At 61.6% G+C, this 23,710-nt stretch carries 20 protein-coding genes; all 20 read left to right on the top strand.

What is annotated here, in order from left to right:
* The first annotated feature begins 145 nt into the window (after window positions 1-145).
* The 20 genes from OVA07_RS15135 to OVA07_RS15040 all read left to right on the top strand — a co-directional run bounded on the left by OVA07_RS15135 (window position 146) and on the right by OVA07_RS15040 (window position 23,547).
* The gene (locus tag OVA07_RS15135) at window positions 146-619 is read left to right on the top strand and encodes a division/cell wall cluster transcriptional repressor MraZ (protein WP_268172316.1); all 474 of its coding nucleotides are present in this window, start codon (window positions 146-148) and stop codon (window positions 617-619) included.
* Window positions 616-1,608, top strand: coding sequence for a 16S rRNA (cytosine(1402)-N(4))-methyltransferase RsmH (rsmH, locus tag OVA07_RS15130; RefSeq protein ID WP_268172315.1), 993 nt, complete (start codon window positions 616-618; stop codon window positions 1,606-1,608). The genes OVA07_RS15135 and rsmH overlap by 4 nt, the downstream gene beginning before the upstream one ends.
* Window positions 1,605-2,315 carry a hypothetical protein gene (locus OVA07_RS15125; protein WP_268172313.1) on the top strand — a complete coding sequence of 237 codons (711 nt, stop codon included), beginning with the start codon at window positions 1,605-1,607 and terminating at the stop codon, window positions 2,313-2,315. Before rsmH ends, OVA07_RS15125 begins: the two co-directional genes overlap by 4 nt.
* Entirely contained in the window at window positions 2,312-4,057 is a 1,746-nt protein-coding gene (locus OVA07_RS15120) for a peptidoglycan D,D-transpeptidase FtsI family protein (RefSeq protein ID WP_268172312.1), read from the top strand. Before OVA07_RS15125 ends, OVA07_RS15120 begins: the two co-directional genes overlap by 4 nt.
* Complete coding sequence (locus OVA07_RS15115) at window positions 4,054-5,502, top strand: UDP-N-acetylmuramoyl-L-alanyl-D-glutamate--2,6-diaminopimelate ligase (RefSeq protein ID WP_268172311.1); 1,449 nt, start codon at window positions 4,054-4,056, stop codon at window positions 5,500-5,502. The genes OVA07_RS15120 and OVA07_RS15115 overlap by 4 nt, the downstream gene beginning before the upstream one ends.
* Entirely contained in the window at window positions 5,499-6,968 is a 1,470-nt protein-coding gene (locus OVA07_RS15110; RefSeq protein ID WP_268172310.1) for a UDP-N-acetylmuramoyl-tripeptide--D-alanyl-D-alanine ligase, read from the top strand. The genes OVA07_RS15115 and OVA07_RS15110 overlap by 4 nt, the downstream gene beginning before the upstream one ends.
* On the top strand, window positions 6,969-8,033 hold the full coding sequence (mraY, locus tag OVA07_RS15105; RefSeq protein WP_268172309.1) for a phospho-N-acetylmuramoyl-pentapeptide-transferase: 1,065 nt from the start codon (window positions 6,969-6,971) through the stop codon (window positions 8,031-8,033). It abuts the gene before it with no gap.
* Complete coding sequence (murD, locus tag OVA07_RS15100) at window positions 8,030-9,379, top strand: UDP-N-acetylmuramoyl-L-alanine--D-glutamate ligase (RefSeq protein WP_268172308.1); 1,350 nt, start codon at window positions 8,030-8,032, stop codon at window positions 9,377-9,379. The genes mraY and murD overlap by 4 nt, the downstream gene beginning before the upstream one ends.
* Complete coding sequence (locus tag OVA07_RS15095; protein WP_268172307.1) at window positions 9,376-10,611, top strand: FtsW/RodA/SpoVE family cell cycle protein; 1,236 nt, start codon at window positions 9,376-9,378, stop codon at window positions 10,609-10,611. Before murD ends, OVA07_RS15095 begins: the two co-directional genes overlap by 4 nt.
* Window positions 10,608-11,774, top strand: coding sequence for an undecaprenyldiphospho-muramoylpentapeptide beta-N-acetylglucosaminyltransferase (murG, locus tag OVA07_RS15090; protein WP_268172306.1), 1,167 nt, complete (start codon window positions 10,608-10,610; stop codon window positions 11,772-11,774). Before OVA07_RS15095 ends, murG begins: the two co-directional genes overlap by 4 nt.
* Entirely contained in the window at window positions 11,771-13,183 is a 1,413-nt protein-coding gene (gene murC / locus OVA07_RS15085) for a UDP-N-acetylmuramate--L-alanine ligase (RefSeq protein WP_268172305.1), read from the top strand. The genes murG and murC overlap by 4 nt, the downstream gene beginning before the upstream one ends.
* Window positions 13,132-14,073, top strand: coding sequence for a UDP-N-acetylmuramate dehydrogenase (gene murB / locus OVA07_RS15080; protein ID WP_442789655.1), 942 nt, complete (start codon window positions 13,132-13,134; stop codon window positions 14,071-14,073). The genes murC and murB overlap by 52 nt, the downstream gene beginning before the upstream one ends.
* Window positions 14,070-15,011: a D-alanine--D-alanine ligase gene (locus tag OVA07_RS15075; protein WP_268172303.1), complete on the top strand. Its 942-nt coding sequence runs from the start codon at window positions 14,070-14,072 to the stop codon at window positions 15,009-15,011. The genes murB and OVA07_RS15075 overlap by 4 nt, the downstream gene beginning before the upstream one ends.
* Window positions 15,012-15,016: 5 nt before the next feature.
* Entirely contained in the window at window positions 15,017-15,985 is a 969-nt protein-coding gene (locus OVA07_RS15070; RefSeq protein WP_268172302.1) for a cell division protein FtsQ/DivIB, read from the top strand.
* 6 nt (window positions 15,986-15,991) lie between these two features.
* Complete coding sequence (gene ftsA, locus OVA07_RS15065; protein ID WP_268172301.1) at window positions 15,992-17,272, top strand: cell division protein FtsA; 1,281 nt, start codon at window positions 15,992-15,994, stop codon at window positions 17,270-17,272.
* A 191-nt stretch (window positions 17,273-17,463) separates the two neighbouring features.
* Window positions 17,464-18,912 carry a cell division protein FtsZ gene (ftsZ, locus tag OVA07_RS15060; RefSeq protein WP_268172299.1) on the top strand — a complete coding sequence of 483 codons (1,449 nt, stop codon included), beginning with the start codon at window positions 17,464-17,466 and terminating at the stop codon, window positions 18,910-18,912.
* Window positions 18,913-18,975: 63 nt separating this feature from the next.
* Complete coding sequence (locus tag OVA07_RS15055; RefSeq protein WP_268172298.1) at window positions 18,976-21,102, top strand: SPOR domain-containing protein; 2,127 nt, start codon at window positions 18,976-18,978, stop codon at window positions 21,100-21,102.
* Between the two features lie 199 nt (window positions 21,103-21,301).
* Window positions 21,302-21,805 (top strand): YbjN domain-containing protein, encoded by a 504-nt coding sequence (locus OVA07_RS15050; RefSeq protein ID WP_268172297.1) that lies wholly within the window; start codon window positions 21,302-21,304, stop codon window positions 21,803-21,805.
* 65 nt (window positions 21,806-21,870) lie between these two features.
* Complete coding sequence (gene proC / locus OVA07_RS15045; RefSeq protein ID WP_268172296.1) at window positions 21,871-22,677, top strand: pyrroline-5-carboxylate reductase; 807 nt, start codon at window positions 21,871-21,873, stop codon at window positions 22,675-22,677.
* 126 nt (window positions 22,678-22,803) lie between these two features.
* Window positions 22,804-23,547 carry a Bax inhibitor-1/YccA family protein gene (locus OVA07_RS15040; RefSeq protein ID WP_268172295.1) on the top strand — a complete coding sequence of 248 codons (744 nt, stop codon included), beginning with the start codon at window positions 22,804-22,806 and terminating at the stop codon, window positions 23,545-23,547.
* Window positions 23,548-23,710: the final 163 nt, after the last annotated feature.

Here is a 23,710-nt window from a genome sequence, read left to right as displayed (position 1 = left end):
GCGTTAAGAATGATTTCTATCGGGACGAACTCCAGTCGCATCCGCGGGGGATGAGTCGGCAAGACGCGCAGGTGTCTGGCCGGGATGTGGAGCTTTTTGTCCCCGATTTGGGGTGTCACGGGTGGCAGGAGGGCCGGTAAATTTTGTGGGACAGGGCTTTTCGCCGCGCGGCGAAAAAGGTCGCTTTGTCCTGCCTGCCGACTTCCGCTCCGATGTTTTCGCCGCTTCTGAAAATCAGCGCGTTCTCTGCCTCGACAAGCACCCCCGCCTGCCGTGCCTTGTCGGGTTTGGCCTGTCGCGTCTGCAACAGTTTGCCGACGAAATTGACCGCGAAGAAGAAAAGAAGCTGCGACTCGGCCTCGATTTCGACCGTGATATGGCAGAGGCACAGGTCTACGGTTTTTACCGCGCGAGCTTTGATGACAGCGGCCGCTTTGTTCTGCCCGATCATCTGGGTGAACTGGGCAAAGTGGAAGACGGGCTGTATTTCCACGGTGGCGGCCGCCAGATCACCATCTGGAACCCCCGCATCCTGTTCGATCAGGCGGCAGGCTGGGAGGGTGCGCAAGCCGGTTGCCGTGCCAAGATGGCCGAAGCTGCCAAGGGGAAACGCAAATGAGCGGGTCTGACGCGGCACAGGCGCGCGCGCCGCACATTCCGGTTCTGCTGGAAGAAGTTGCCGAAGCTCTTGCGCCGAAACCGGGCGATCTTATCGTCGATGGCACGTTTGGAGCAGGTGGCTACACTCGGCGTTTGTTGGTCGCAGGGGCCATCGTCCATGCTTTTGATCGCGATCCCGATGCGATTGCGGCGGGTCATAAATGGGCCGAAACGCAAGGCAGCGATCCCCGCCTTATCCTGCACCCGCGCCGTTTCTCCGAACTGGCCGAAGGGTTGGCCGAAGCTGGCATTACCAGCGTGCAGGGCGTTGTCTTCGACATAGGCGTAAGCTCGATGCAGCTTGATCAACCGGGGCGCGGCTTTGCGTTTTCGTCGGATGGCCCGCTTGACATGCGGATGTCGCAGGACGGCCTGAGTGCGGCAGATTTTCTGAACGAAGCCGACGAAGCGGAAATTGCAGACGTGCTTTATCGCTATGGCGAAGAACGCCAGTCACGCCGGATTGCGCGGGCTGTCGTTGCCGCGCGCCCGCTGACGACGACGGGCCAGTTCGCCAATGTGGTGCGCAAGGCGCTAGCTTATCGTCCTGATATCAAAGGGCCAAAGGCGCAGAAAGATCCTGCCATCCGCAGTTTTCAGGCAGTGCGCATTCATGTGAATGGCGAACTGGACGAGCTGATCGAAGGGCTGGCCGCCGCTGAAAAGGTGCTGGCCCCCGGCGGTCGACTGGTGGTGGTCAGTTTTCACAGCCTTGAAGACCGCATCGTCAAGCAATTCTTGCGCGAAGGTGCAGGCGCAATGCCCGCAGGGTCGCGGCATATGCCGCAGCTTGCGACGAAATCGGTGGCGGTATTCGAAAAGCCGTCGGGTGCGATCCGTCCCACGCCGGAAGAAGAAGCTCGTAACCCGCGCGCGCGCTCAGCCACTTTGCGCTGGGCCGCCCGCACCGATGCGCCCGCCCGTGCTGTTGGAAGGATCGTCGCATGATCGCTTCGGCCAATCGTCTGCGTTCTGTTGGGTGGCTGGTGCTGCTGGGCCTTTGCCTTGCGATGGTGTTGGTACTGGCGTTTCGAGTGAATGCCCTGCGCAGCCAAGTGCATCATGCCGAAGTTCGCATCGTGGCGTTGAAGCAGGAAAAGCTTTACCTTGAAACCGAGTTTGAAACGCGCTCCAACCAGCAGCAGCTGAAGGCGTGGAACGATGTGGAATTTGGCTATGCCGCGCCCGGTGCCAGCCAGTATCTTGAAGGCGAACGCCAACTGGCCGCATTGAGTGTGCCGACAACACCCGATGCGCCAGCGCCCATTCGCGTTGCCAGCGTGGATGATGCGGTGATTGCTTCGGCAGCATTTCCGGCGATGGTGTCACCGCTGAGCGGTAAGGCGCTGTCCAGCGACGACAGCAAGGTGGCAAGCGAAAGCACTGCGCGTCAAGCGCGCCGGGTCAATCACGACGAAGCGGTCGAGACGTTGAACGACCGGCTTGGCAAAGTTGTCGATTCGGGCGTGGCAACGCCGGTGCGGAACAAGACCGCATCCGAAAAGGAGCGACCCGCCGCAAAGGCCGCAAAGGCCGCAAAGACGGAAAAGACCGGCAAAAACGCTGCAACTGCGGATAAGTCGATAATCAAAGGCACGAAGTCCGTCGCGTCCTCTCGTCCTTCGGCGCGCAAGGAGGCTAAGGCAGTCCGGTGAACGCACTGACCGCATCCGCAGCGATCGCTTCTGGCCGTGTGCGCCTTGCCAACGTCCGTCAGCGCTCGCTGGTGGAGGCCAAGGTGCGCGTGCTGGTGGTGGCGCTGCTGTTCCTGCTGGCCGGCATCGCCGCGCTGATCCGCATCGCGCAACTTGGCTTTTTTGAAGACGCGCCGGAAAAGCGTTCGCTGGCCGAAGCATTGCTGCCTTCGCGCGGTGAAATTACCGACCGCAATGGCGTGCCGCTGGCTCGTGCGTTTCCGGCCTATGCTTTGTGGTTCAACCCCAAGGCCCTGGGTGATGTTGGATCGCCTTTGGTGAAATCGCCCGAAGAAGTGGCCAATGCGCTGCTGCAGGTGTTTCCCGATGCTGATTACAACGATCTGCTGACCCGGCTCAAATCTGACAAGCCCAGCTATCTGCGTCGCCGGGTGATGCCGGAAGAAGCCAACCGGATATTCGCGCTGGGCGAACCGGCGTTGGAGTTTCCGCGCGAAAACCAGCGTTATTATCCGCAAGGGTCGCTGGGCGCGCATGTGCTGGGTTATGTCGATGGCGAAGGCCGCGGGCATGTGGGCATGGAACAGGTGCTGGAAAAGCGCCTGCTTGATCCTGCGCAGCGGGCCGTGCCGGTTGCCCTGTCCATCGATATGCGCGTGCAGGGCGCGCTGGAAGACGAACTGGGCCGTGGGATGCTGGAAACCGAGGCCAAGGGGGCGGCGGGCATCATTCTGGATGTGGACACCGGCGAAGTGGTGGCGCTGGCATCGTTGCCATCGTTCAATCCAAATCGGTCCGACCGTGCTTTCAACGATCTGGTGTTCAACAAGGTCACCAATCAGGTTTACGAACTTGGCTCTACGTTCAAACCGCTGTCGGTCGCAGCGGCGATTGATGCTGGCGTAGTGACGGATCTTTCGGTGCGCTATCCTGCAAACCGTCCTTTGGAAATCGGCGGTTTCCGTATCCGTGACAGCCACAGCTTCGGCGAATCGCTGAATGTGCCTGAAGCACTGATTCATTCGTCCAACATCGTCACTGCGCAAGTGGCCGACAAGCTGGGCAGTGCCGGGCTGAAGCGCACCATGGCGGCGCTGGGCATGAACGAACGCCCCTATATCGAATTGCCCGCGCGCGGGTTCCCGCTTTGGCCGCGTGGCCATGACAAGAGCGGGGAATGGGCGCGTATCACCACGATGACGGTCAGCTATGGCCACGGCATTGCAGTGACACCACTGCATCTGGCCGCAGCCTATGCCGCGATGGTGAACGGTGGCGTCTGGCGTCCGGCAACACTCTACAAGGTCGATCCGGCTAATGCGCCCGCCGGTCGGCGCGTCTTCAAGGCATCCACCAGCGCGCGGATGCGCCAGTTGTTGCGCATGATTGTGGTTGATGGCACGGGCAAGAGCGCAAACGCAGCGGGCTTTCGCGTGGGTGGAAAGACCGGGTCTGCCGAAAAGCCGGGTGGCCGTGGCGGTTATAACCGCACGTCCCTGGTCGCCACTTTTGCAGCAGCTTTCCCGATGGACAAGCCGCGCTATGTCGTGATCGCCATGCTGGACGAACCCAAGGGCACGGCGGCAACGTCGTTTCAGCGCACAGCCGCGTGGAATGCCGGGCCGATTGTGGGCCGCGTGGTGCCGCGTATCGGTCCACTGTTGGGCGTGGTGCCCGATGACAGTCGCGATGTCGATATTACCGACTTGTCCCCGTTGGTCGGCAATGGAGAAGGCGAATGAAGCTGGCGGCCATTCTCGAAGCTGCCGGGTTGCCCGCTTCGGGTGTTGAAGCAAATGTCACCGGGTTTGCGATCGACAACCGTAAAGTGGCACCAGGCACGGTTTTCGGCGCATTTCCCGGCGCGCGCTTCAATGGCGAGGATTTCATCGACGATGCGGTGCAGGCAGGGGCCGTGGCGATTGTTGCCCGGCCAGAGGTAAAAGTCACAGGGGCGATCCACATCGCCGATTCTGAGCCCCGCCGCGCCTTTGCCGAACTGGCATCGCAGTTTTTCCAGCCTGTGCCGGAAACGGTGGTGGCGGTAACGGGCACAAACGGCAAAACATCGACGGTCGAGATGACCCGCCAGATCTGGCGCATGGCGGGATATTCGGCGGCTTCCATCGGCACGCTGGGAGTGACCACGGCTGACGAAAGCGTGTCGACCGGGCTGACCACACCCGATATCGTGACCTTCCTGTCGAACATGACCGGCCTTGCCCGTGAAGGGGTGACGCATGTTGCCTATGAAGCATCGAGCCATGGTCTTTCGCAGTTCCGCAACGAAGGCCTGCGCGTTGTGGCAGGCGCATTCACCAACCTAAGTCGCGATCACCTTGATTACCACGCGACGATGGAAGACTATTTCGCCGCCAAGATGCGCCTGTTCGATAATGTGGTCGAAGACGGCGGTACCGCTGTCGTGTGGATGGATGATGAATGGTCCAGTCGCGCGGCGGACCATGCGCGCGCCCGCGGGTTGAGCCTGTTTGGTGTGGGCCAGAATGGAGATGCAATCCGCCTGCTTTCGCGCACGCCAACCCAGCTTGGCCAGACGCTTGAGATTGAATGGCAAGGCGCCGCCCGCAAGATCAATCTGCCGCTGATAGGAGCCTATCAGGCCGCCAATGCGCTGGTGTCGGCAGGGCTTGCCATCGCGTCGGGCTTGGACGGTGGCGCGGTGTTCGATGCGGTTGCCCGCCTTCAGCCGGTGCGCGGGCGGCTTGAACGCGCGGCGATCAATCGCGCCGGTGCGCCGGTCTATATCGATTATGCGCATACGCCCGACGCAATCGAAGCCGCGATTGCCGCGTTGCGTCCGCATGTGAAGGGCCGCCTGATTACCGTGGTTGGCGCAGGCGGAGACCGTGATGGTGGAAAGCGCCCCGAAATGGGCCGTGCTGCCTGTGCCGGGTCCGATGCGGTCATTGTTACCGACGACAACCCGCGCGGCGAAGATCCTGCAGAGATACGCGCTGCGGTGCTGGCGGGCTGCGATGCCAAGGCGCGCGAGATCGGTGATCGTCGTGCTGCGATTGCCGCTGGGATTGCCGATGCCGGGCGCGATGACATTGTGCTTGTTGCGGGCAAGGGGCACGAACAGGGGCAGATTGTGGGCAGGGGTGATACCGTGCGCGTCCTGCCGTTTGATGACGTGCAGGTCGCAAGGGAGTGTACCACATGACCGCCCATCCCGCGCTTATATCATGGCCAGATGACCCGTCCGATGCGGCGGGTCTCGCGCTGTGGAGCAGCGACGACATCGCTGCTGCCACCGGCGGGCGGGCCAGTGCGAAGTTTACGGTTTCGGGCGTAGAGATCGACAGCCGTGAAGTAACGGAAGGCGACCTGTTCTTTGCTCTGAAGGGCGAAAGTTCGGATGGCCACCGCTTTCTGGAAGGCGCCTATGGCCGGGGCGCGGCGGGCGCGGTGGTGGAACATGGCACGTTTGGCGCGAACGTGTTGGTGGATGACACTTTTGCAGCGCTTGAAGCGCTGGCCCGTGCCGCCCGTGCGCGCGTCGATGCCGGGATCATTGGCGTCACCGGGTCTGCGGGTAAGACCGGGGTCAAGGAAGCGCTTTATGCCGCGCTCGACCGGTCAAGCAGGGGCCGGGCGCATCGTTCGGTCAAGAGCTACAACAATCACGTCGGCGTCCCCCTCAGTCTGTCCCGAATGCCCGCCCGCACCACTTATGGCGTGTTCGAAATGGGCATGAACCATGCGGGTGAACTGGCTGCGCTGACCCGGCTGGTGCGTCCGCACGTCGCCATCATCACCACGATCGCGCCAGCACATATCGGCCATTTCGCTGGCGAGGATGCGATTGCCGAGGCCAAAGGTGAAATCTTTGAGGGGCTTGAACCGGGTGGTGTGGCCATCATCCCGGCAGATAGCCCGCATTTCGAACGGTTGCGCGCCAAGGCAGCGCTTCATGCAGGCCGGGTGGTCAGCTTCGGTACGGCTCGCGATGCGGCAGTGCGGCTGCTAGATGCGCTGCCCGCGCCGTGCGGCGGTACGCTGGTGACCGCAGACCTTGGCGGACGCAAGCTGTGCTACACCATCGCGCAGCCCGGAGCGCACTGGGTGGCCAATTCGCTGGCGGTGATGGCAGCGGTAGAAGCGATTGGCGGCGATCTGGGGGCGGCGGGCCTTGCCCTTGCCGAAATGGCTGGCCTTGCCGGGCGCGGCGCGCGCCACACTATTGCGGCAGACGGCGGCGATGGATCGGGTGCGGCGCTGCTGATCGATGAAAGCTACAACGCCAATCCGGCTTCGATGACGGCCACCTTGCAGCAACTGGGTGCCACGCCCGCTGTGCGCCGTGTTGCCATTTTGGGGGCGATGCGCGAACTGGGCGCAGATGAGGCGCGCTATCACGCGGAACTTGCCGGGCCGATTGCGGCTGCAAAGGTCGACCGGTTGATTCTGGTCGGCCCCGAAATGGCGGCATTGGCGGACGCACTGGGGAAAAGCGATGCGCCTGCGCTTGCCGCTGCAATCGATGTGTCGCATGTGCAGAACACGGCGGAAGCGGGGCAATGTCTTGCGGCAGATGGCGTGCGCGGGGGTGATGCAATCCTCGTGAAAGGGTCGAATTCAGTAGGGCTGGGCGCGCTGGTGCGCGCGTTGACGCTCAGGGAACAATGAATGCTCTACGAGCTGGCGCAATGGCTGAATTTTGAAGGATTTAGCAACCTTATCCGCTACCAGACGTTCCGCGCCGGCATTACGCTGGTCACGGCGCTGCTGATCGGCCTTATCATCGGTCCGCGCTTCATCAACATGCTGCGTGTGCGTCAGGGCAAAGGTCAGCCGATCCGCGAGGATGGGCCGCAATCGCATCTGGCTAAGCGCGGCACGCCGACGATGGGCGGACTGATGATCGTGACGTCGCTTCTGCTGTCTTTGATGTTGTGGATGGATGTCAGCAGCCATCTGCTGTGGGCTTGCATCGTGGTTACGCTAGGCTTCGGGCTGATCGGCTTTCTCGACGATTACGACAAGGTGACGAAGTACGCACACAAGGGCGTTCCTGCCAAAGTGCGTCTTGCGGGCGAATTTGTGGTGGCCGCTGTCGCGGCGTGGCTGGCGGTAGGGGAAACCAACCTTTACGTGCCTCTGTTCAGCAATCTGTATATCCCGTTGGGACCGTTTTATTATCTGTTCGCGATCTTCGTGATTGTCGGCGCAGGGAATGCGGTGAACCTGACCGACGGGCTGGACGGCCTTGCCATCATGCCGGTGATTATTGCGGCGGGCACATTTGCCATCATCGCCTATCTTGCCGGGCGAGTGGACTTTGCCAGCTATCTTGGCATTCCGCACGTCAAGGGCGCGGGTGAACTGGCCATTTTCTGCGCGGCCATGATGGGCGCAGGTCTGGCCTTCCTGTGGTTCAACGCGCCGCCTGCCGCCGTGTTCATGGGTGATACCGGCAGCCTTGCGCTGGGTGGCGCGCTGGGCGTGATCGCGGTGGCGGCGCACCATGAAATCGTGCTGGCCATTGTTGGCGGGTTGTTTGTGATGGAAGCTGTATCGGTGATCGTGCAGGTAGCCGTGTATAAGCGCACAGGCAAACGGGTGTTCCGCATGGCCCCCATTCATCACCACTTCGAACAGCTTGGCTGGAAGGAGTCGACCGTTGTGATCCGCTTTTGGATCGTGTCGATCGTGCTGGCGCTGATCGGTCTTGCCACGCTGAAAGTGCGATGATCGTCTCTCCCGCCTTTGCCGGAAAACGCTTTGCCGTACTGGGCCTTGCCCGATCAGGGCTGGCCAGCGTGGAAAGTCTGATGGCAAGCGGCGCTGACGTTACCGTGTGGGACAGCCGCGAAGAACCGCGTGCCGCATTTGAAGGCCGCTGCACCGTTGCCGATCCGCTGACGATTGACCTGACCGGCTTTGCGGGCGTGGTGGTATCGCCTGGCGTGCCGCTGAACCGCCATCCCATTGCCGCCCATGCTGCGTCGTTCGGCGTGCCGGTGATTGGTGACATTGAACTGTTTGCGCAGGCCCGCGCCGATCTGCCGCCGCACAAGGTGGTGGGCATCACTGGCACCAACGGTAAATCGACCACGACCACGCTGGTTCACCATATCTGCAAGGCCGCTGGCCTGCCGACCACGATGGGCGGCAATATCGGCCTGCCGATCCTGGGGCAGGAACCACTGGCAAGTGGTGGTGTTTATGTGCTGGAACTGTCCAGCTATCAGATTGACCTCACGCAAGGCCTTGCCTGCGATGTTGCCGCGCTGATTAACCTCAGCCCGGATCACCTTGACCGGTATGACGGCTTTGCCGGTTATGCCGCGTCAAAAGCGCGCTTGTTTCAGATGCAGCGTGCAGACCAGCAGGCCGTATTCGGTTGTGGCGATGATGATACGCTGGCCATCGCAGCCGATGCATCGGCATCGCACCTGCAGGGCTTCGTCCATGTCATCCAGCCAGATGCGTTGGATGGCCAAAGCGCATGGCCTTCATTGCAGGGGCCGCACAACCTGCAGAACGCAGCAATCGCGGTGGAAATCGCGCGCCAGCTTGGCATTGCCGAGGACGTATGGCGGCCCGCGCTTGCCAGTTTTGTCGGCCTGCCGCACCGGATGGAACGTGTGGCGCAGGCCCATGGCGTGCTGTTTGTCAATGACAGCAAGGCCACCAATCCGGCATCCACGGCGCCCGCACTGGGGGCTTATCCGCGCATCCACTGGATTTTGGGTGGTCTGCCCAAAAGCGACGATCTGGATGAATGCGCTCCCTATTTCAGCCATGTCGTCGCTGCCTATACCATTGGCGAGGCTGGCCCCCGCTTTGCCGAAATCCTTGATCCGGTCATGCCTGTCACCCGCAGCGAAATGCTGTGCGATGCCGTGCGGCAGGCGATGGAAGCGGCGCAACCGGGCGATGTGGTGATGCTTTCGCCCGCCTGCGCCAGTTTTGACCAATTCCGTGATTTCGAAGCGCGGGGCGACAGCTTCCGCCAGATCGTTGAGGCATTGATCGAGGACCGTGCGGCACCTTGTCCGCCGGGCAGTGGCGCGCCGGAGGCTGGGACGGCATGAGCACATCGCCCACCCCGACCCGGCTGGTTACCACGACCACGCCTGATGGCGGGGTGCGTGTGGTGGGGCATGGCACGCGGTTCCGCCGCAGTCGCCGCAGCGAACTGCTGATCTGGTGGCGCGAGATTGATCGCGTGCTGCTGGGTCTGATCCTGTTTCTGGTGACGATCGGTACGATTGCCGTGGCGTCCGCGTCGCCTGCCAGTGCGCACCGACTTTCAACCAGCAAGACCGTGCTGGGCGATCTTTACTTTTTCTGGATTCATTTGCGCTGGGTGGCGATCGGTCTTGTTGCCATGTTCTTCGCTTCGGTCCTGCCCAAGGATGCGGCGCGGCGCGGTGCGATCATTCTGGCAGCAGCCATGATTGTCGCGCTGGTGCTGGTGCCGCTGGTTGGCAGTGAAGTGAAGGGGGCCAAGCGCTGGTTGTGGATTGGGTTCAGCCTGCAACCGTCCGAGTTCCTGAAGCCCGGTTTTGCCATTGCCATCGCCTGGATTCTGTCGTGGCGGGTGCGTGACCCCAACATTCCGGTGATTCCGATTACCGTGGGGATCATGGGGCTGGTCGGGGCGTTGTTGATGGCACAGCCGGACTTCGGATCGACCGTGTTGTTTGGCGGGGTGTGGTTCGTGCTGGTTCTGCTGTCCGGCTTGTCGGTCAGCAAGATCTTGTGGTCGATGGGGGCTGGCATTCTCGCGGTTGTCGCAGCCTATCTGTTCTACCCCAACGCGACGCATCGTATCGACAGTTTCATTTCCGGCGGGGCAGAGTTCGATCAGGTTGATCTGGCCATGCGCACGCTTATTAACGGCGGGTGGAGCGGGGCCGGGCTGTGGCTGGGTAGCCGCAAGAACGCGCTGCCCGAAGCGCATACGGACTATATCTTTTCGGTGATCGGAGAGGAATTCGGGTTGATCGCATGTGCTGTGGTGGTGGTGGTCTATTGCGCCATCGCGCTGCGCGTGCTGATGCGACTGCTGGATGAAGACGATCTGTTCACGATCCTTGCCGCGGCAGGGCTTACCGCGCAGTTGGTGGGGCAGGCGTTCATTAACATCCTCGTCAACCTGCAACTCTTTCCTTCGAAAGGTATGACCTTGCCGCTGATAAGCTACGGCGGATCGTCGACTATTGCGCTCCTGCTGGGCGTGGGCCTGTTGCTGGCTATCACTCGTCGCAATCCCTACCTTTCGCGGGAACAGTTCGACATTTCAGATTTGGTGCGCAAATGACCGGTGTTTCCCGACATTATGTGCTGGCAGCAGGCGGCACAGGCGGCCACCTGATCCCGGCATTCGCCCTTGCCGTAGAGCTTGAGCGGCGCGGGCATCACGTTGCGCTGGTCACTGATGAACGCGGGGCCAAAATTCCCGGAAAACCTGATTTCCTGCCTGCGCATGTCTTGCCTGCGGGACGTCTCGGCAAGAACCCGGTAGCCCTGTGGAAGGGGCTGAAAGCGATCTGGCAGGGGCGTGCCATGGCGCTGCGCCTGTTTGAAAGCTTCCAGCCTTCATGCGTCATCGGCTTTGGCGGGTATCCTGCACTGCCGGCATTGCTTGCGGCCCATGCGGCGAAAATCCCCACAGTGATCCACGAACAGAATGCCGTGCTGGGCCGGGTCAACCGGTTCCTGGCCAAACGGGTGAACGCTATCGCGACCGCCTATGGCGAAGTTGATCGGCTGGAGCCGAAGCTGTGGGGCAAGGTGCATCGTGTGGGCAATCCGGTGCGCCCTGAAGTGCTGGCGCTACGCGGTGAGCCGTTCCCTGAATTTACCGAAGACGGCCTGTTCCGCGTGCTGGTGACCGGTGGTAGTCAGGGCGCGTCGATCCTGTCAGATGTTGTGCCCGATGGCCTTGCCATGCTGCCGCCTGCGCTGCGTCACCGGTTGCAGGTGACACAGCAATGCCGCGCCGAAGACCTTGAGGCGGTGCGCGCCCGCTATGCCGCGCATGAAATTCCGGCAGAACTTGGCACCTATTTCGAAGACATGCAGGCGCGGCTTGCTGGTGCACATCTGTTTATCGGACGGGCCGGGGCATCGACCATTGCGGAACTGACTGCGGTTGGCCGTCCTGCCATCCTGATCCCGCTGCCGATCGCAACGGACGATCATCAGGCTGCCAATACGCGCGAAATGGTGGCCGCAGGTGGCGCGCGCGCCATCCGCCAGACCGGCTTCACCCCCAAGGAACTTGCGAAACAGATTCAGGCCATGGCGCAACATCCCCATACCCTTGCCAACGCCGCACATGGTGCGTGGAACTGTGGTCTGCCCAATGCGGTGGACGATCTGGCCGACCTTGTGGAAAGCTTTGGCGCCAGCCCGATCATGGACGTGATCCGCGTGGATACCAGCGCGACCGCCGCTGCCGGGCAGGAGCAACTGGCATGAAGGGTGTTGGCACTGAAATCGGCACGATCCACTTTGTCGGCATCGGCGGCATCGGCATGTCGGGCATTGCCGAAGTCATGCACAACATGGGCTATTCCGTGCAGGGGTCGGACATGGCGGAAAGCTATGTCGTCGAAGGCCTGCGCAGCCGTGGCATCAAGGTGATGATCGGACAAGCGGCGGAAAACGTGGCTGGCGTTGCCGTGGTGGTGACTTCTACTGCCGTAAAGCGCGACAACCCCGAAGTTGTCGCCGCGCTGGAAGGCCGCATTCCCGTGGTGCGCCGTGCCGAAATGCTGGCCGAACTGATGCGCCTGAAAAGCACCGTTGCGGTGGCGGGCACCCATGGCAAGACCACGACCACATCGATGATCGCCTGCCTGCTGGATGCGGGCGGGGTGGACCCCACGGTGATCAATGGCGGCATCATCAATTCCTACGGCTCCAACGCACGTCTGGGTGACAGCGACTGGATGGTGGTGGAGGCGGACGAAAGCGACGGTTCGTTCCTGCGTCTGGATGGCACGCTGGCGGTTGTCACCAATATCGATCCCGAACACCTTGACCACTATGGCAGCTTTGACAAAGTGAAGTCTGCCTTTGTCGAATTCATTGAAAATGTGCCGTTTTATGGCGCGGCCATGCTGTGCATCGATCATCCTGAAGTGCAGGCGATCATCCCCAAGGTGCGCGACCGCCGCGTGGTGACATATGGTTTCTCGGCACAGGCCGACGTGCGCGGGGAAAACGTGACGCCAATTCCCGGCGGCAACCGCTTTACCGCCGTGCTGCGCCAGCGTGATGGTTCGTTCCGCCGCATCGAAGGCATCGAATTGCCGATGCCGGGCCGCCACAACGTGCAGAACGCACTGGCCGCTGTGGCCGTGGCTGTGGAAATGGGCGTTTCGGACGATCTGATCCGGGGCGGCTTTGGCAAGTTCGGCGGGGTCAAGCGGCGCTTTACCAAGGTTGGTGAAGTGGACGGCATCACCGTAATCGACGATTACGGGCATCATCCGGTCGAAATTCGCGCTGTTCTGGCCGCTGCGCGCGAGGGCGTGCAGGGGCGCGTGATTGCCGTGGCGCAGCCGCATCGCTTCACCCGCCTGCGCGACCACATGGAAGACTTCCAGGGCGCGTTCAACGATGCCGACGTGGTCTATGCCGCACCGGTCTATGCCGCGGGTGAACTGCCGATTGATGGCGTTGACAGCGCGGCGATGGTCGAAGGCATCAAGGCACGTGGCCACCGCAGCGCGCATCTTGTCAGCGGCGCGGATGCATTGGCCAAAGAACTGGCGAGTGTGGCGCAAACGGGCGACATGATCGTGTGTCTTGGCGCGGGCGACATCACCAAATGGGCGGCAGGTCTGGCCGAAGCGATCGCGCGCGAAAGGGGACAGGGGTGACGACCACCGCGCTGCCGCTGGTTCGCGGCAAACTGACTCAAAATGCACCGCTCGCTCCGCTGGTATGGTTCAAGTCCGGCGGCACGGCTGACTGGCTGTTCGAACCCAAGGACGTGGCCGATCTTCAGGACTTTCTGGCAGGTCTTGCGCCCGATGTGCCGGTCATGGCGCTGGGGCTGGGATCCAACCTGATCGTGCGTGATGGCGGCGTGCCGGGTGTGGTGATCCGTCTGGGCAAGGCTTTTGCCAAAGTTGAACGGGTGGACGCCGTGACGTTGAATTGCGGGGGCGGGGCCAGCGGTATTCTGGTGTCCTCCACCGCGCGCGACAACGGTATTGCCGGACTGGAATTTCTTCGCTCGATCCCCGGCACGGTCGGCGGCTTCGTGCGGATGAACGGCGGCGCCTATGGGCGGGAGGTCAAGGATATCCTGATCGATTGCGACGTGGTGATCCGTTCGGGCGAAATCGTCACGCTGCCGCTGTCGGAACTGGGCTATACCTATCGCCATTCCGATCTTGTCGATGGCTGCATCGTTGTGGCCGCGCGTTTTCGCGGTGAGCCGGGCGATGCGGATGCCATCCAGACCGAAATGGACCGCATCAGTGCCGCGCGCGAGGCATCGCAGCCACTGCGCAGCAAGACCGGCGGTTCCACCTTCAAGAACCCGGATGGCGGGAAGGCATGGGAACTGGTTGACAAGGCCGGGTGCCGGGGGCTGGCCATGGGTGGCGCACAAGTCAGCGAAAAGCACACCAATTTCCTGATCAACACCGGCACGGCGACCAGTGCCGAGATTGAAGGTTTGGGCGATGAGGTTCGGCGCCGGGTGAAAGACCACTCTGGTGTGGACCTTGAATGGGAAATCAAAAGGATAGGCAGGCCGTGACAATTCCGAAACTTCATGTCGCGGTGCTGATGGGCGGCTGGTCCAGCGAACGTCCGGTCAGTCTGATGTCGGGCGAAGGTGTGGCCAAGGCGCTGGAATCCAAAGGCCATCAGGTGACGCGGATCGACATGGACCGCGACGTGGCGCTCCGTCTGGCTGAGGCAATGCCCGATGTGGTGTTCAATGCGCTGCACGGAACGCCTGGAGAAGATGGTTCGATTCAGGGCCTGATGGACATCATGGGCCTTACTTATACGCATTCCGGCTTGGCGACGTCGGTGATCGCCATCGACAAGGAACTGACCAAGCAGACGCTTGTGCCGCATGGGATTCCCATGCCGGGCGGGCGCGTGGTGAAAACGGCGGACCTGTACAAAGCCGATCCCCTGCCGCGCCCTTATGTGCTCAAACCCGTAAATGAAGGTTCGTCGGTGGGCGTGGCTATTGTCATGGCTGATGGCAATTATGGCAACCCGATCAGCGCGGACAGCAAGGGGCCGTGGCAGGAATTTGACGAACTGCTGGCTGAACCGTTCATTCGTGGGCGTGAACTGACTACGGCGGTCATCGGGGACCGCGCGCTGCTCGTCACTGAACTGCGCCCGAAATCGGGTTTCTACGATTTCGACGCCAAATATACCGACGGGATGACCGACCACATCTGCCCGGCCGAAATTCCGGATGATGTGACCGAAGCGTGCAAGCAAATTGCCCTGCGTGCGCATCAGTTGCTGGGTTGCAAGGGCACTAGCCGTTCCGATTTCCGCTGGGATGACGAACAGGGGACCGAGGGCCTGTTCCTGCTGGAAGTGAACACGCAGCCGGGGATGACTCCGCTTAGCCTCGTGCCCGAGCAGGCGCGCGCGCTGGGCATGGATTACGCCGATCTGGTGGAAGCCATCATTGCCGAAGCGTTGCAGGATGGCGGAAAGGCCTGATTATCATGGGGCAGACGATCAAGCGAGGCGGAAAGGGTGTGCGGCGTGCGGCGGCTTCGCGCACGACGCAGCGCAAGGTTCAGACTGCGCGCCAGCAAACCGGCTCTATCGTCGACAGCGTGATGCGCTGGGTGCCGTTCAGCGATGAAACCCTGCACCGCATCTTGATGACGGTGATTCTGGGGGTTGCGGTGGCATTGGTGTGGATAGTCGCTGCCATGGCAGGGGTCCCCGCGCTGGTATCAGAACAGGCATCAATGGTTGCGTCCAGTGCCGGGTTTAAGGTCAGCCATCTTGAAGTTCGCGGCGTCAACCGCATGAACGAATTGAAGATATACGAAAAGATCCTCGGCCAGAATGATCGCGCGATGACTACGCTCGATCTTGCTGCGCTGCGGGATGAATTGAACGAACTGTCATGGGTTAAAGATGCGCGCGTATCGCGCAAACTGCCCGATACGCTGGTGATTGATATCGTCGAACGCGCGCCGCATGCCGTCCTGAAGAAGGCTGACCGGCTGGTGCTGATCGACGAAACCGGGGCCGAACTGGAACCTGTCCGCAAGGACCGCGCCAAGGGTATGCTGGTGCTGGAAGGCATGGGCGTGGGCCAGCGCGTGCAGGATCTGGGCCACCTGCTGGATGCGGCACCTGCATTGAAACCACAGGTCGCAGGCGCCGAATGGGTCGGCAACCGGCGCTGGAATCTGACCTTCAAAAGCGGGCAGGTGCTGGCTTTGCCCGAAGGCGATGAACGCTCTGCCGGAGCATTGTTGAGCTTTGCGCGGATGGATGGCGTAAATCGCCTGCTGGGCGGAAAGGTTGCTGCATTCGATATGCGCGCGCCCGACCGCATCTATATGCGCGTGCCCGGCCATGCCGAGGAAGTGGCCGAAGAAAAGCGCGCCGCCGAACAGACAAAGGCGGAAGCCAAAAAACTGGCCGCCGCCGCCAAACCGTCAGTGGAAGACTGATCCGCGATGGCAACCCCGCGCATCTCGAAGGTTTTTGCCGCCGTCAACATCGGCTCGTTCCGGGTATCCGCGATGATTGCCGGGCTTTCCGAAACCGGTGAAATGGTGGTCATGGGATCTGGCCATCGTGCTGCGCAAGGGATCAAGCGCGGCTATGTCACTGATATGCAGGCTGCCACCCATTCGGTGCGCGATGCGATTGAACGCGCTGAAAAGATGGCGAACATCGGCATCCAAAAGGTGTGGATCGGTTGTTCCGGGGCAGGCCTTGCCAGCACCACCGCGCGGATTGAGGTCGATATCGGCGGACGCCGGATCGAACAGGATGATATCGAACATCTGCTGGTTGCCGGGCGGGAAGTGATTCAGCCCGATGGCCGCACCGTGCTGCACGCCCAGCCTGCGCATTATACGCTGGATGGCGCGCATGGCGTGCCCAACCCTAAGGGGCTACATGCTGAACGGCTGGCCGTGGATATCCATGTCATGTTGGCTGATGGCGCGCCAGTGCGGAACATTACCGAAGCGGTGCAGAATGCGCACCTCGACGTGGAAACTGTAGTTGGATCGCCCGTTGCGGCCGGGCACGCCTGTCTTACTCCGGAAGAGCGTGAACTGGGCGTTGCACTGGTCGAATTCGGCGCAGAGGTGACGACCGTTTCCGTCCATGCGGCAGGTATGCTTCTGGGCATGCAGGTCATCCAGTATGGTTCGGGCGATATTACCGACGCCATCGCATCGGCCTTTGGTATCCGCCGCTATCAGGCAGAGCGGCTGAAATGCATGTCGGGATCGGCCATCGCCAGCCCTGCCGACCATCGTGAGATGATCCCGGTCAACGCCCCGGGGGATCCTGAAGGCGGTCCGGTGGCGCGCCATGCGGATGACAAGAATCGTATTCCGCGTGCGGAATTGATCTCGGTGATTACGCAGCAACTGGGCTTCTTCTCTGAAGAAGTGTCAAAAGCGTTGAAGGCGCTGGGTTTTGTCGGACAAACTGGGCAACAGGTGGTGTTGACCGGGGGCGGGGCGCAATTGCCCGGCCTTGCCGACTATGCCCAATCCGCGCTGGGCAGGCCGGTAAGGATCGGTTCACCGCCGACGATGCTGGGCCTGCCGCCGGGACATGCAACACCCAGTTCATCGACCTTGGTTGGCTTGGTCCTTTTCGCCGCGGCCGACCCGGTGGACATTCGCGCCATTGGGCCGGCCTACACACCCACCGTCTCCTACAAGGGAGCGAAGCTGGCGAGTCGGCTGTTGCGAGCGGTTAAGGACTATTTCTGAACGGGTTTTGCCTTGTCACAACTCCAAAATGGGGCAAACGCGGGCCGTCATAGTGCTGCAACCTGTGGAAAAGGCGAAACCGCCTTTGATTCGTCTTACTGCCTTGTGCAACAGGTTGCGGTGAACTTTTTCAATCTCGCCAAAGGCCAAGTCCCGCCAAAGGCGAAGCAGACCCGCTTGGGAGACTGATAATGAGCATCAACATCGGACCGCCGGCAATTGACGAACTTCGTCCCCGGATCACGGTGATCGGGGTTGGCGGCGCAGGCGGCAATGCCATCGCGAACATGATTAACGCCAAGATCGAAGGCGTCGATTTCGTCGTCGTCAATACCGATGCTCAGGCGCTTAATAATTCCATCGCTGAACACCGCATCCAGCTTGGCCCTGATATCACGCAGGGTCTTGGTGCCGGTGCTCGCCCCGAAGTGGGCCGTGCGGCTGCGGAAGAAACCATCGAAGATCTCGAACGGTCGCTGGAAGGCGTCCACATGCTGTTCATCGCCGCAGGCATGGGTGGCGGCACTGGCACTGGCGCTGCGCCTGTGATCGCAGAAGCAGCGCGCCGCAAGGGTGTGTTGACGGTGGGCGTGGTCACCAAGCCGTTCCTGTTCGAAGGCACGCGCCGCATGCGCGCGGCAGAAAGCGGGATCGAGGAACTGCAGAAGCACGTCGATACGCTGATCGTCATTCCAAACCAGAACCTTTTCCTGGTGGCAAAGGCGGAAACCACGTTCAAGGAAGCGTTCCAGCTTGCCGACGAAGTTCTGCAGCAGGGTGTGCGGTCGATCACCGATCTCATGGTCATGCCCGGACTCATCAACCTCGACTTTGCCGACGTGCGTTCGGTCATGGGTGAAATGGGCAAGGCGATGATGGGCACGGGTGAGGGTGAAGGCCCCAACCGCGCGCTGGAAGCCGCTGAACGCGCTATTGCTAACCCGCTGCTTGATGGCGTGTCTATGCAGGGTGCCAAGGGTGTCATCATCTCGATCATCGGCGGCGACGACATGAAGCTGCTTGAGGTTGACGAAGCGGCAAACCACATTCGCGAACTGGTTGATCCCAACGCCAACATCATCTGGGGTTCGGCGTTCAACCCCAATCTTGGTGGCAAGATTCGGGTGTCGGTTGTCGCCACGGGTATCGAACAAAGCGTCGAACAGGCCGAAGTGGCTGCGCGCCCGGTATCGATCCCCTCGGCAGCGCGCGGACCTGCTGTGCCTTCGGCGGCTCCAGCTGCTCCGGTGATCGCTCAGCCTGCTGCGCCAGAACCGGCACCGCAAGCATGGACCCCGGCTGTGGAACAGGTTCAGCCGGTGCAGCCTGCTGCTCCCCAGCCTGAACCGCTTGATCTTACCCTGGATCTTTCCTCGGCACAGGAAGCTTCTGCCCCCCCGGCCAGCGATGAACTGCTGTTGGGTAGTCTTGAAGCGCCAACGGAGGCCACGCCTGCATCGGAACCTGTGATGCCGCGTCTGGGCCGCACCGAAGAAGCCCCTGCGGCAAAGCCGGGCGCCGGCAGCACCTTGTTTGAACGCATGGCAAACCTTTCGCGGGGCAGCCGGGCGGATGATGAAAGCGATGAGGGAGCCTCGCTCAACATCCCGCGCTTCCTCGGTCGTCAGAATAACCAGTAAGTATGTGCGAAGCGGCGGCTTGTTGTCGCCGCTTCATCTTTGGGTCGGTATGAGCGCGGCTGGATGACGAATCGTTTCACCTACGCGCAGGGTTTTCCTAAGTCCGCCGCGCTGGCCGTTGGATTACTTCTGGCGGCTGCATCGCCTCGCGCTATGGCGCAAGCCGATGATGATCTCGATGGACCGGTCACTGTATCGCGTCCGGTGGTGCAATCCATCGCGCCCAGTCCCAGCCGGGATTTGAATGCCGCGTTGTCCCGTCTTGCCGCTGATCCGCGCAATACCACGGCGCTGTTCGATGCTGCCGAAGCGGCACTGCGCATGGGTGACAGCGATGCCGCCATCGGTTTTCTTACCCGCGCCAATGAAGTGCAGCCCGGCAACGCGCGTTCGCGGATGCTGATGGGCAAGGCATATCTTGCAGACGAAAATCCTGTCGATGCAGTGCGCGCTTTTGATGACGCTGAACGGGCTGGAGCCGATACCGCCTTGATGGCGGCGGATCGTGGGCTGGCTTATGATCTGGTGGGCGACAATGGCCGGGCGCAGCGCTGGTATCAGGTGGCGCTGGCCAAGGGAGCCGATGATGATGTCACGCGCCACTATGCGATGAGCCTGGCAATTTCAGGGGATCGACGTGGGGCTGAGGCTCTGCTGGCCCCGTTGATCCAGAAGCAGGACCGCGCGACCTGGCGCACGCGCACATTCGTCATGGCGGTTACTGGCGGGCCGGATGAAGCGGTGGCCATCGCTTATGCTTCAATGCCGCAGGAGTTGGCATCAGGCATTGCGCCATACTTGCGCTACATGCCGCGGCTTACCCCTGCACAACAGGCCGCCGCTGCCAATTTTGGACGTTTCCCGCGCGCTGCCGATATCGGGCGTGATGATCCGCGCGTGCTGCAATATGCTGCGCTCAACCCGCGCCTTCCGCGCGCTGCTGAAGCCGGACTGATTCCGGTGGGCGCGCCGCTTGGTTTGGCGAAGGCTAAGGCCGTCGAAACTGCCAGCCATGAAAAACGCCGCCGTCCCGGCAAGGGTGATGAAAAGATTGCGATTGTGAAGGCCATTTCCCGGCCATTGCCTGTATCGCCATCGTCTGCTTCACCACTGACACCTGCGCCTGATGCGCTGGCCGCAGCAGCGCCAGTCAGGTCATCGCCTGTTCCAGCCCGAGTTCCGGCATCACCCCGCCCGACTGTCCTTTCCGTGCTGGATGTGCCGCCGGGGGCTGTTCGCCCGGCCTTCACCGCGCCGGGCACCTCAACACCGCTCCCCCCGTCGGCGACGCCTACTGCTGTCGTGGCGCCCAAGCCCGCCCCGGTTCCGGCCAAACAAGCGCCCGTTCTGCCACCTGCGCAGATGGCGGCACAAACGGTTGCCCCGCCGATCACTCCACCCGCAGCCGTGCCGGTCGTATCGACGGCGCCGTCTGGCTTTGATCTGGCAAAGCTGGGCGGATCGACCGAAGCCGCAACCGCGACGACCGCAGTTCCGGCCTTGCCCTCAACTCAGACGCTATCGGTATCGACGCCAAGCCCTTCGGTTTCTCCACCGGCTGCGGTTGCAATCGCAGCAGCGCCGCCTCAACCGGCTGTTCCTGCGGTGCTGGAAAGCGCTGGTGCGTCTGAAAAGGCTGCAGATTTTTCGTCCCTGTTCAAAAGCTTTACGCCACCGCCGGAAGAGAAGCAGGTGCAGACAGCGGCAGTGGACATTACTCGCCTGCCGCCAAAAACTGCGCCGCAACCCCCGCGTACTGACCCGCGAGGTGAGCGACCGGACGGTCCTGCCGACGTTTCGCGCATCGCTACGAAGGAAGTTGAAAAGCCTGCAGCGAAGGACCAGCGCCCTGCCAAAGCCGCAAAAGACGCCAAGGACACCAAGGACGCCAAGGCCAAAAAAGTTACGCCCAGCCATCCGAGCCGCATATGGGTGCAGGTGCTGACAGGCGCGAATAAGGCCGTGATGCACAACGAATGGAATCGCCTTGTTAAGGAAGCGCCCGCAGTGCTGCGGGGGCGCAAGCCTTACCTGTCGCCATGGCGCAGCAACTTCCGCCTGTTGACCGGCCCGTTCGAAAGTGAGGCTGTTGCGCAGGAATTCATTGGCAAGCTTCGCAAAAGTGGCGTTTCCAGTTATCAGTGGACCAGTCCTGCCGGACAGGCTGTGGACAGCCTTGCGCTGAAATAAGCGATGGGACGGCGGCGGTTGTTCACTCCTTGTCCACAGCTTTCCCACAAGCTTATCGAGTTTTACCCAACCGCCTGTTAACCCATGATTGTCGGGAAGGGGGGGAACCCTTCATGGACTGTCTTAGCGGCAGGTCGGGCATTCCGCCTGCCGGGGCCGTCCATCCCGGAGGGTCCATCGAGTGTTCAGGGGACGTAACATGCGGACCAGCCATGACGACAACGAGCGCGACGAGGCTGCGCCGGTCGACATGATTGCCTCTTTGTTCGAGGCGCGGGGCTGGCCTTGCGAATTCGTCTCTGACGATGAAGTGACCGGCGAAATTCAAGGGTCGTGGGCAAACTATCAGATCCGCGCGATCTGGCGGGCCGAAGATCACGTTCTGCAGATTCTGTGCCTGCCCGACATTCGCATTGCGGATGACAAGAAGGGTCCAGTGTTCGAACTGATGGCTCTTATCAACGAACAGGTCTGGATTGGGCACTTCGATATCTGGTCCAATGGTTCGGTGCTGCTCTATCGCCATGGGCTGATGCTGGGCGATGAAGGATTGCTCAGCCTTGGTCAGGCGCAGGCGGCGATCGAGGCGGCAGTGGATGAATGCGACCGCTTTTATCCGGCGTTTCAGTTCATCCTGTGGGGCGACAAAAGCCCGTCCGAAGCGCTTGCCAGCGCGTTGGTGGATGCCGCAGGCGAAGCCTGAAGTCTTGCTGTGCCGGGTGATGCCCGGCATGGATCGCGCATCATGATTCAAAGAGGCTTCCCCTAATGACCAGCACTTTCCTTCAGTTCGGCTGCGGCAACATGGGCGGTGCCATGCTCAAGGGGTGGTTGGCAGGTGGTCTTGCCCCCGATACCTTTACCGTAGTCGATCCCTATCTGCAGGTTGCCCCGTCCGGCGTGCGTTTGCTGAATGCTGCGCCGCAGGGGGAAGGTGCGTTTGACGTCGTGCTGTTGGGCTTCAAGCCACAGCAACTGCCCGAAGCAACGGCGGCAATCCGCCCGCTTGTGGGGCAAGGGACGCTGCTGTTGTCGATCCTTGCCGGGGTTGATCTTTCGACTTTGCGTGCTGCATTCCCGCAGGCGCGCGCGATTGTGCGGGTCATGCCCAACCTTGCCGCTGCGCTGGGCAAGTCTCCGATTGCGCTGGTGGGTGATGCGGACGACGCTGCCCGTCGCCAGACCGACGATCTGATGAAGCCCTTGGGTCAGGCGGAATGGTTGGCCGATGAAGGGCAGATGGATCTGGTCACCGCGCTGGCAGGGTCTGGCCCGGCATTCGTCTATCGCTTTATCGATGCATTGGCCGAAGGGGCTGCTGCGCTGGGCTTGCCGCGCGAACAGGCGGATCGGTTGGCGCTGTCGATGGTCGAAGGCTCGGCCCTGCTGGCTGCCGCATCCGAACATTCCCCCGGTGAACTGGCCCGCCGCGTGGCCAGCCCCGGCGGTGTGACGCAGGTGGGTATCGACGTTCTGGACGCCGACAGCCGCCTTGGGCGGCTGATGGAGGACACGTTGCGCGGTGCGCGCGATCGCAGCGCCGAAATGACCGCGCAGGCAAAAGTCCGCCAATAACCGGCTCCGCAACAATTCGTTACAAATGATTGACCTGGCATTGCGCCGGTTTCGCTTGAAACCGCGCGCATCAAGGCCGATATTCGCATTACGCGGCCATCGGGGCCGCATAACGGAGCTTTGAAAATGGCAAACTGGAACGACCCTCGGCCCACCGGAACGGGCTTCGGCGCGTCTCCGAGCCTTTCCGGCGTCCAGGGCCGCAGCGAAGTGTTCGATGCGGGTCTGCGTCGTCACATGCTGTCGATCTACAACTACATGGCTTCGGGCGTGCTGTTGTCGGGCATCATCGCGCTGCTGTTCGCAACGTCTGGTGCGGCAGGCGCGGTGTTTGGCACCCCGCTGCGCTGGGTTGTGGCGCTCGCACCGCTGGCCTTCGTGATGATTATGAGCTTTGGCGCCAACCGCCTCTCGACTTTCGCCATGCAGGCGATGTTCTGGGGCTTCAGCGTGGCCATGGGCCTGTCGCTGTCGTCGATCTTCTTCATCTACACCGGCCCTTCAATCGCGGTCACGTTCTTCGCCACGGCGGGCGCCTTCGCGGGCCTCAGCCTGTTTGGCTACACCACGAAAAAGGATCTGACGGGTTTCGGCAGCTTCCTCATCATGGGTGTCGTCGGCCTGCTGATCGCATCGCTGGTTAACCTATTTGTGCAGTCGTCAGGCCTTGCATGGGCAATCAGCTTCCTTGGCGTGCTGATCTTTGCGGGCCTTACCGCCTATGACACGCAGCGCCTCAAGGCAGAATACGCCTATGTCGCGGGTACTGAATTTGCAGGCAAGGCTGTGGTTATGGGCGCGTTGAGCCTGTACCTCGACTTCATCAACATGTTCCAGTTCCTGCTGCAGTTCATGGGCGATCGCCGCTGATCTGATGGTAGATTGATCGGAAGCAGCAACCCGGTGAGCCTAACGGTTCGCCGGGTTTTCTGTGCATGGGGGATTCTCATTCCCGTCAAGCAGCGCTAGAGTTACTTTTCAGCTTACAGAAAGGTTGGGCAGGGCACTTATTTTGTCGAGTGTCTGCAGGACC

This window comes from Novosphingobium sp. SL115, from assembly GCF_026672515.1.
GTDB lineage: Bacteria > Pseudomonadota > Alphaproteobacteria > Sphingomonadales > Sphingomonadaceae > Novosphingobium.
Note: the sequence above shows the minus strand (reverse complement) of the source record. Positions and strands in the feature narration are given on the sequence as shown.

What these genes read in the sequence shown, in the direction of transcription:
- rsmH (WP_268172315.1), top strand. Translation starts at nt 616, where the DNA reads ATGAGCGGGTCTGACGCGGCACAGGCGCGCGCGCCGCACATTCCGGTT.
- OVA07_RS15125 (WP_268172313.1), top strand. Translation starts at nt 1,605, where the DNA reads ATGATCGCTTCGGCCAATCGTCTGCGTTCTGTTGGGTGGCTGGTGCTG.
- OVA07_RS15115 (WP_268172311.1), top strand. Translation starts at nt 4,054, where the DNA reads ATGAAGCTGGCGGCCATTCTCGAAGCTGCCGGGTTGCCCGCTTCGGGT.
- OVA07_RS15110 (WP_268172310.1), top strand. Translation starts at nt 5,499, where the DNA reads ATGACCGCCCATCCCGCGCTTATATCATGGCCAGATGACCCGTCCGAT.
- mraY (WP_268172309.1), top strand. Translation starts at nt 6,969, where the DNA reads ATGCTCTACGAGCTGGCGCAATGGCTGAATTTTGAAGGATTTAGCAAC.
- murD (WP_268172308.1), top strand. Translation starts at nt 8,030, where the DNA reads ATGATCGTCTCTCCCGCCTTTGCCGGAAAACGCTTTGCCGTACTGGGC.
- OVA07_RS15095 (WP_268172307.1), top strand. Translation starts at nt 9,376, where the DNA reads ATGAGCACATCGCCCACCCCGACCCGGCTGGTTACCACGACCACGCCT.
- murG (WP_268172306.1), top strand. Translation starts at nt 10,608, where the DNA reads ATGACCGGTGTTTCCCGACATTATGTGCTGGCAGCAGGCGGCACAGGC.
- murC (WP_268172305.1), top strand. Translation starts at nt 11,771, where the DNA reads ATGAAGGGTGTTGGCACTGAAATCGGCACGATCCACTTTGTCGGCATC.
- murB (WP_442789655.1), top strand. Translation starts at nt 13,132, where the DNA reads ATGGGCGGCAGGTCTGGCCGAAGCGATCGCGCGCGAAAGGGGACAGGG.
- OVA07_RS15070 (WP_268172302.1), top strand. Translation starts at nt 15,017, where the DNA reads ATGGGGCAGACGATCAAGCGAGGCGGAAAGGGTGTGCGGCGTGCGGCG.
- ftsA (WP_268172301.1), top strand. Translation starts at nt 15,992, where the DNA reads ATGGCAACCCCGCGCATCTCGAAGGTTTTTGCCGCCGTCAACATCGGC.
- ftsZ (WP_268172299.1), top strand. Translation starts at nt 17,464, where the DNA reads ATGAGCATCAACATCGGACCGCCGGCAATTGACGAACTTCGTCCCCGG.
- OVA07_RS15055 (WP_268172298.1), top strand. Translation starts at nt 18,976, where the DNA reads ATGACGAATCGTTTCACCTACGCGCAGGGTTTTCCTAAGTCCGCCGCG.
- OVA07_RS15050 (WP_268172297.1), top strand. Translation starts at nt 21,302, where the DNA reads ATGCGGACCAGCCATGACGACAACGAGCGCGACGAGGCTGCGCCGGTC.
- proC (WP_268172296.1), top strand. Translation starts at nt 21,871, where the DNA reads ATGACCAGCACTTTCCTTCAGTTCGGCTGCGGCAACATGGGCGGTGCC.
- OVA07_RS15040 (WP_268172295.1), top strand. Translation starts at nt 22,804, where the DNA reads ATGGCAAACTGGAACGACCCTCGGCCCACCGGAACGGGCTTCGGCGCG.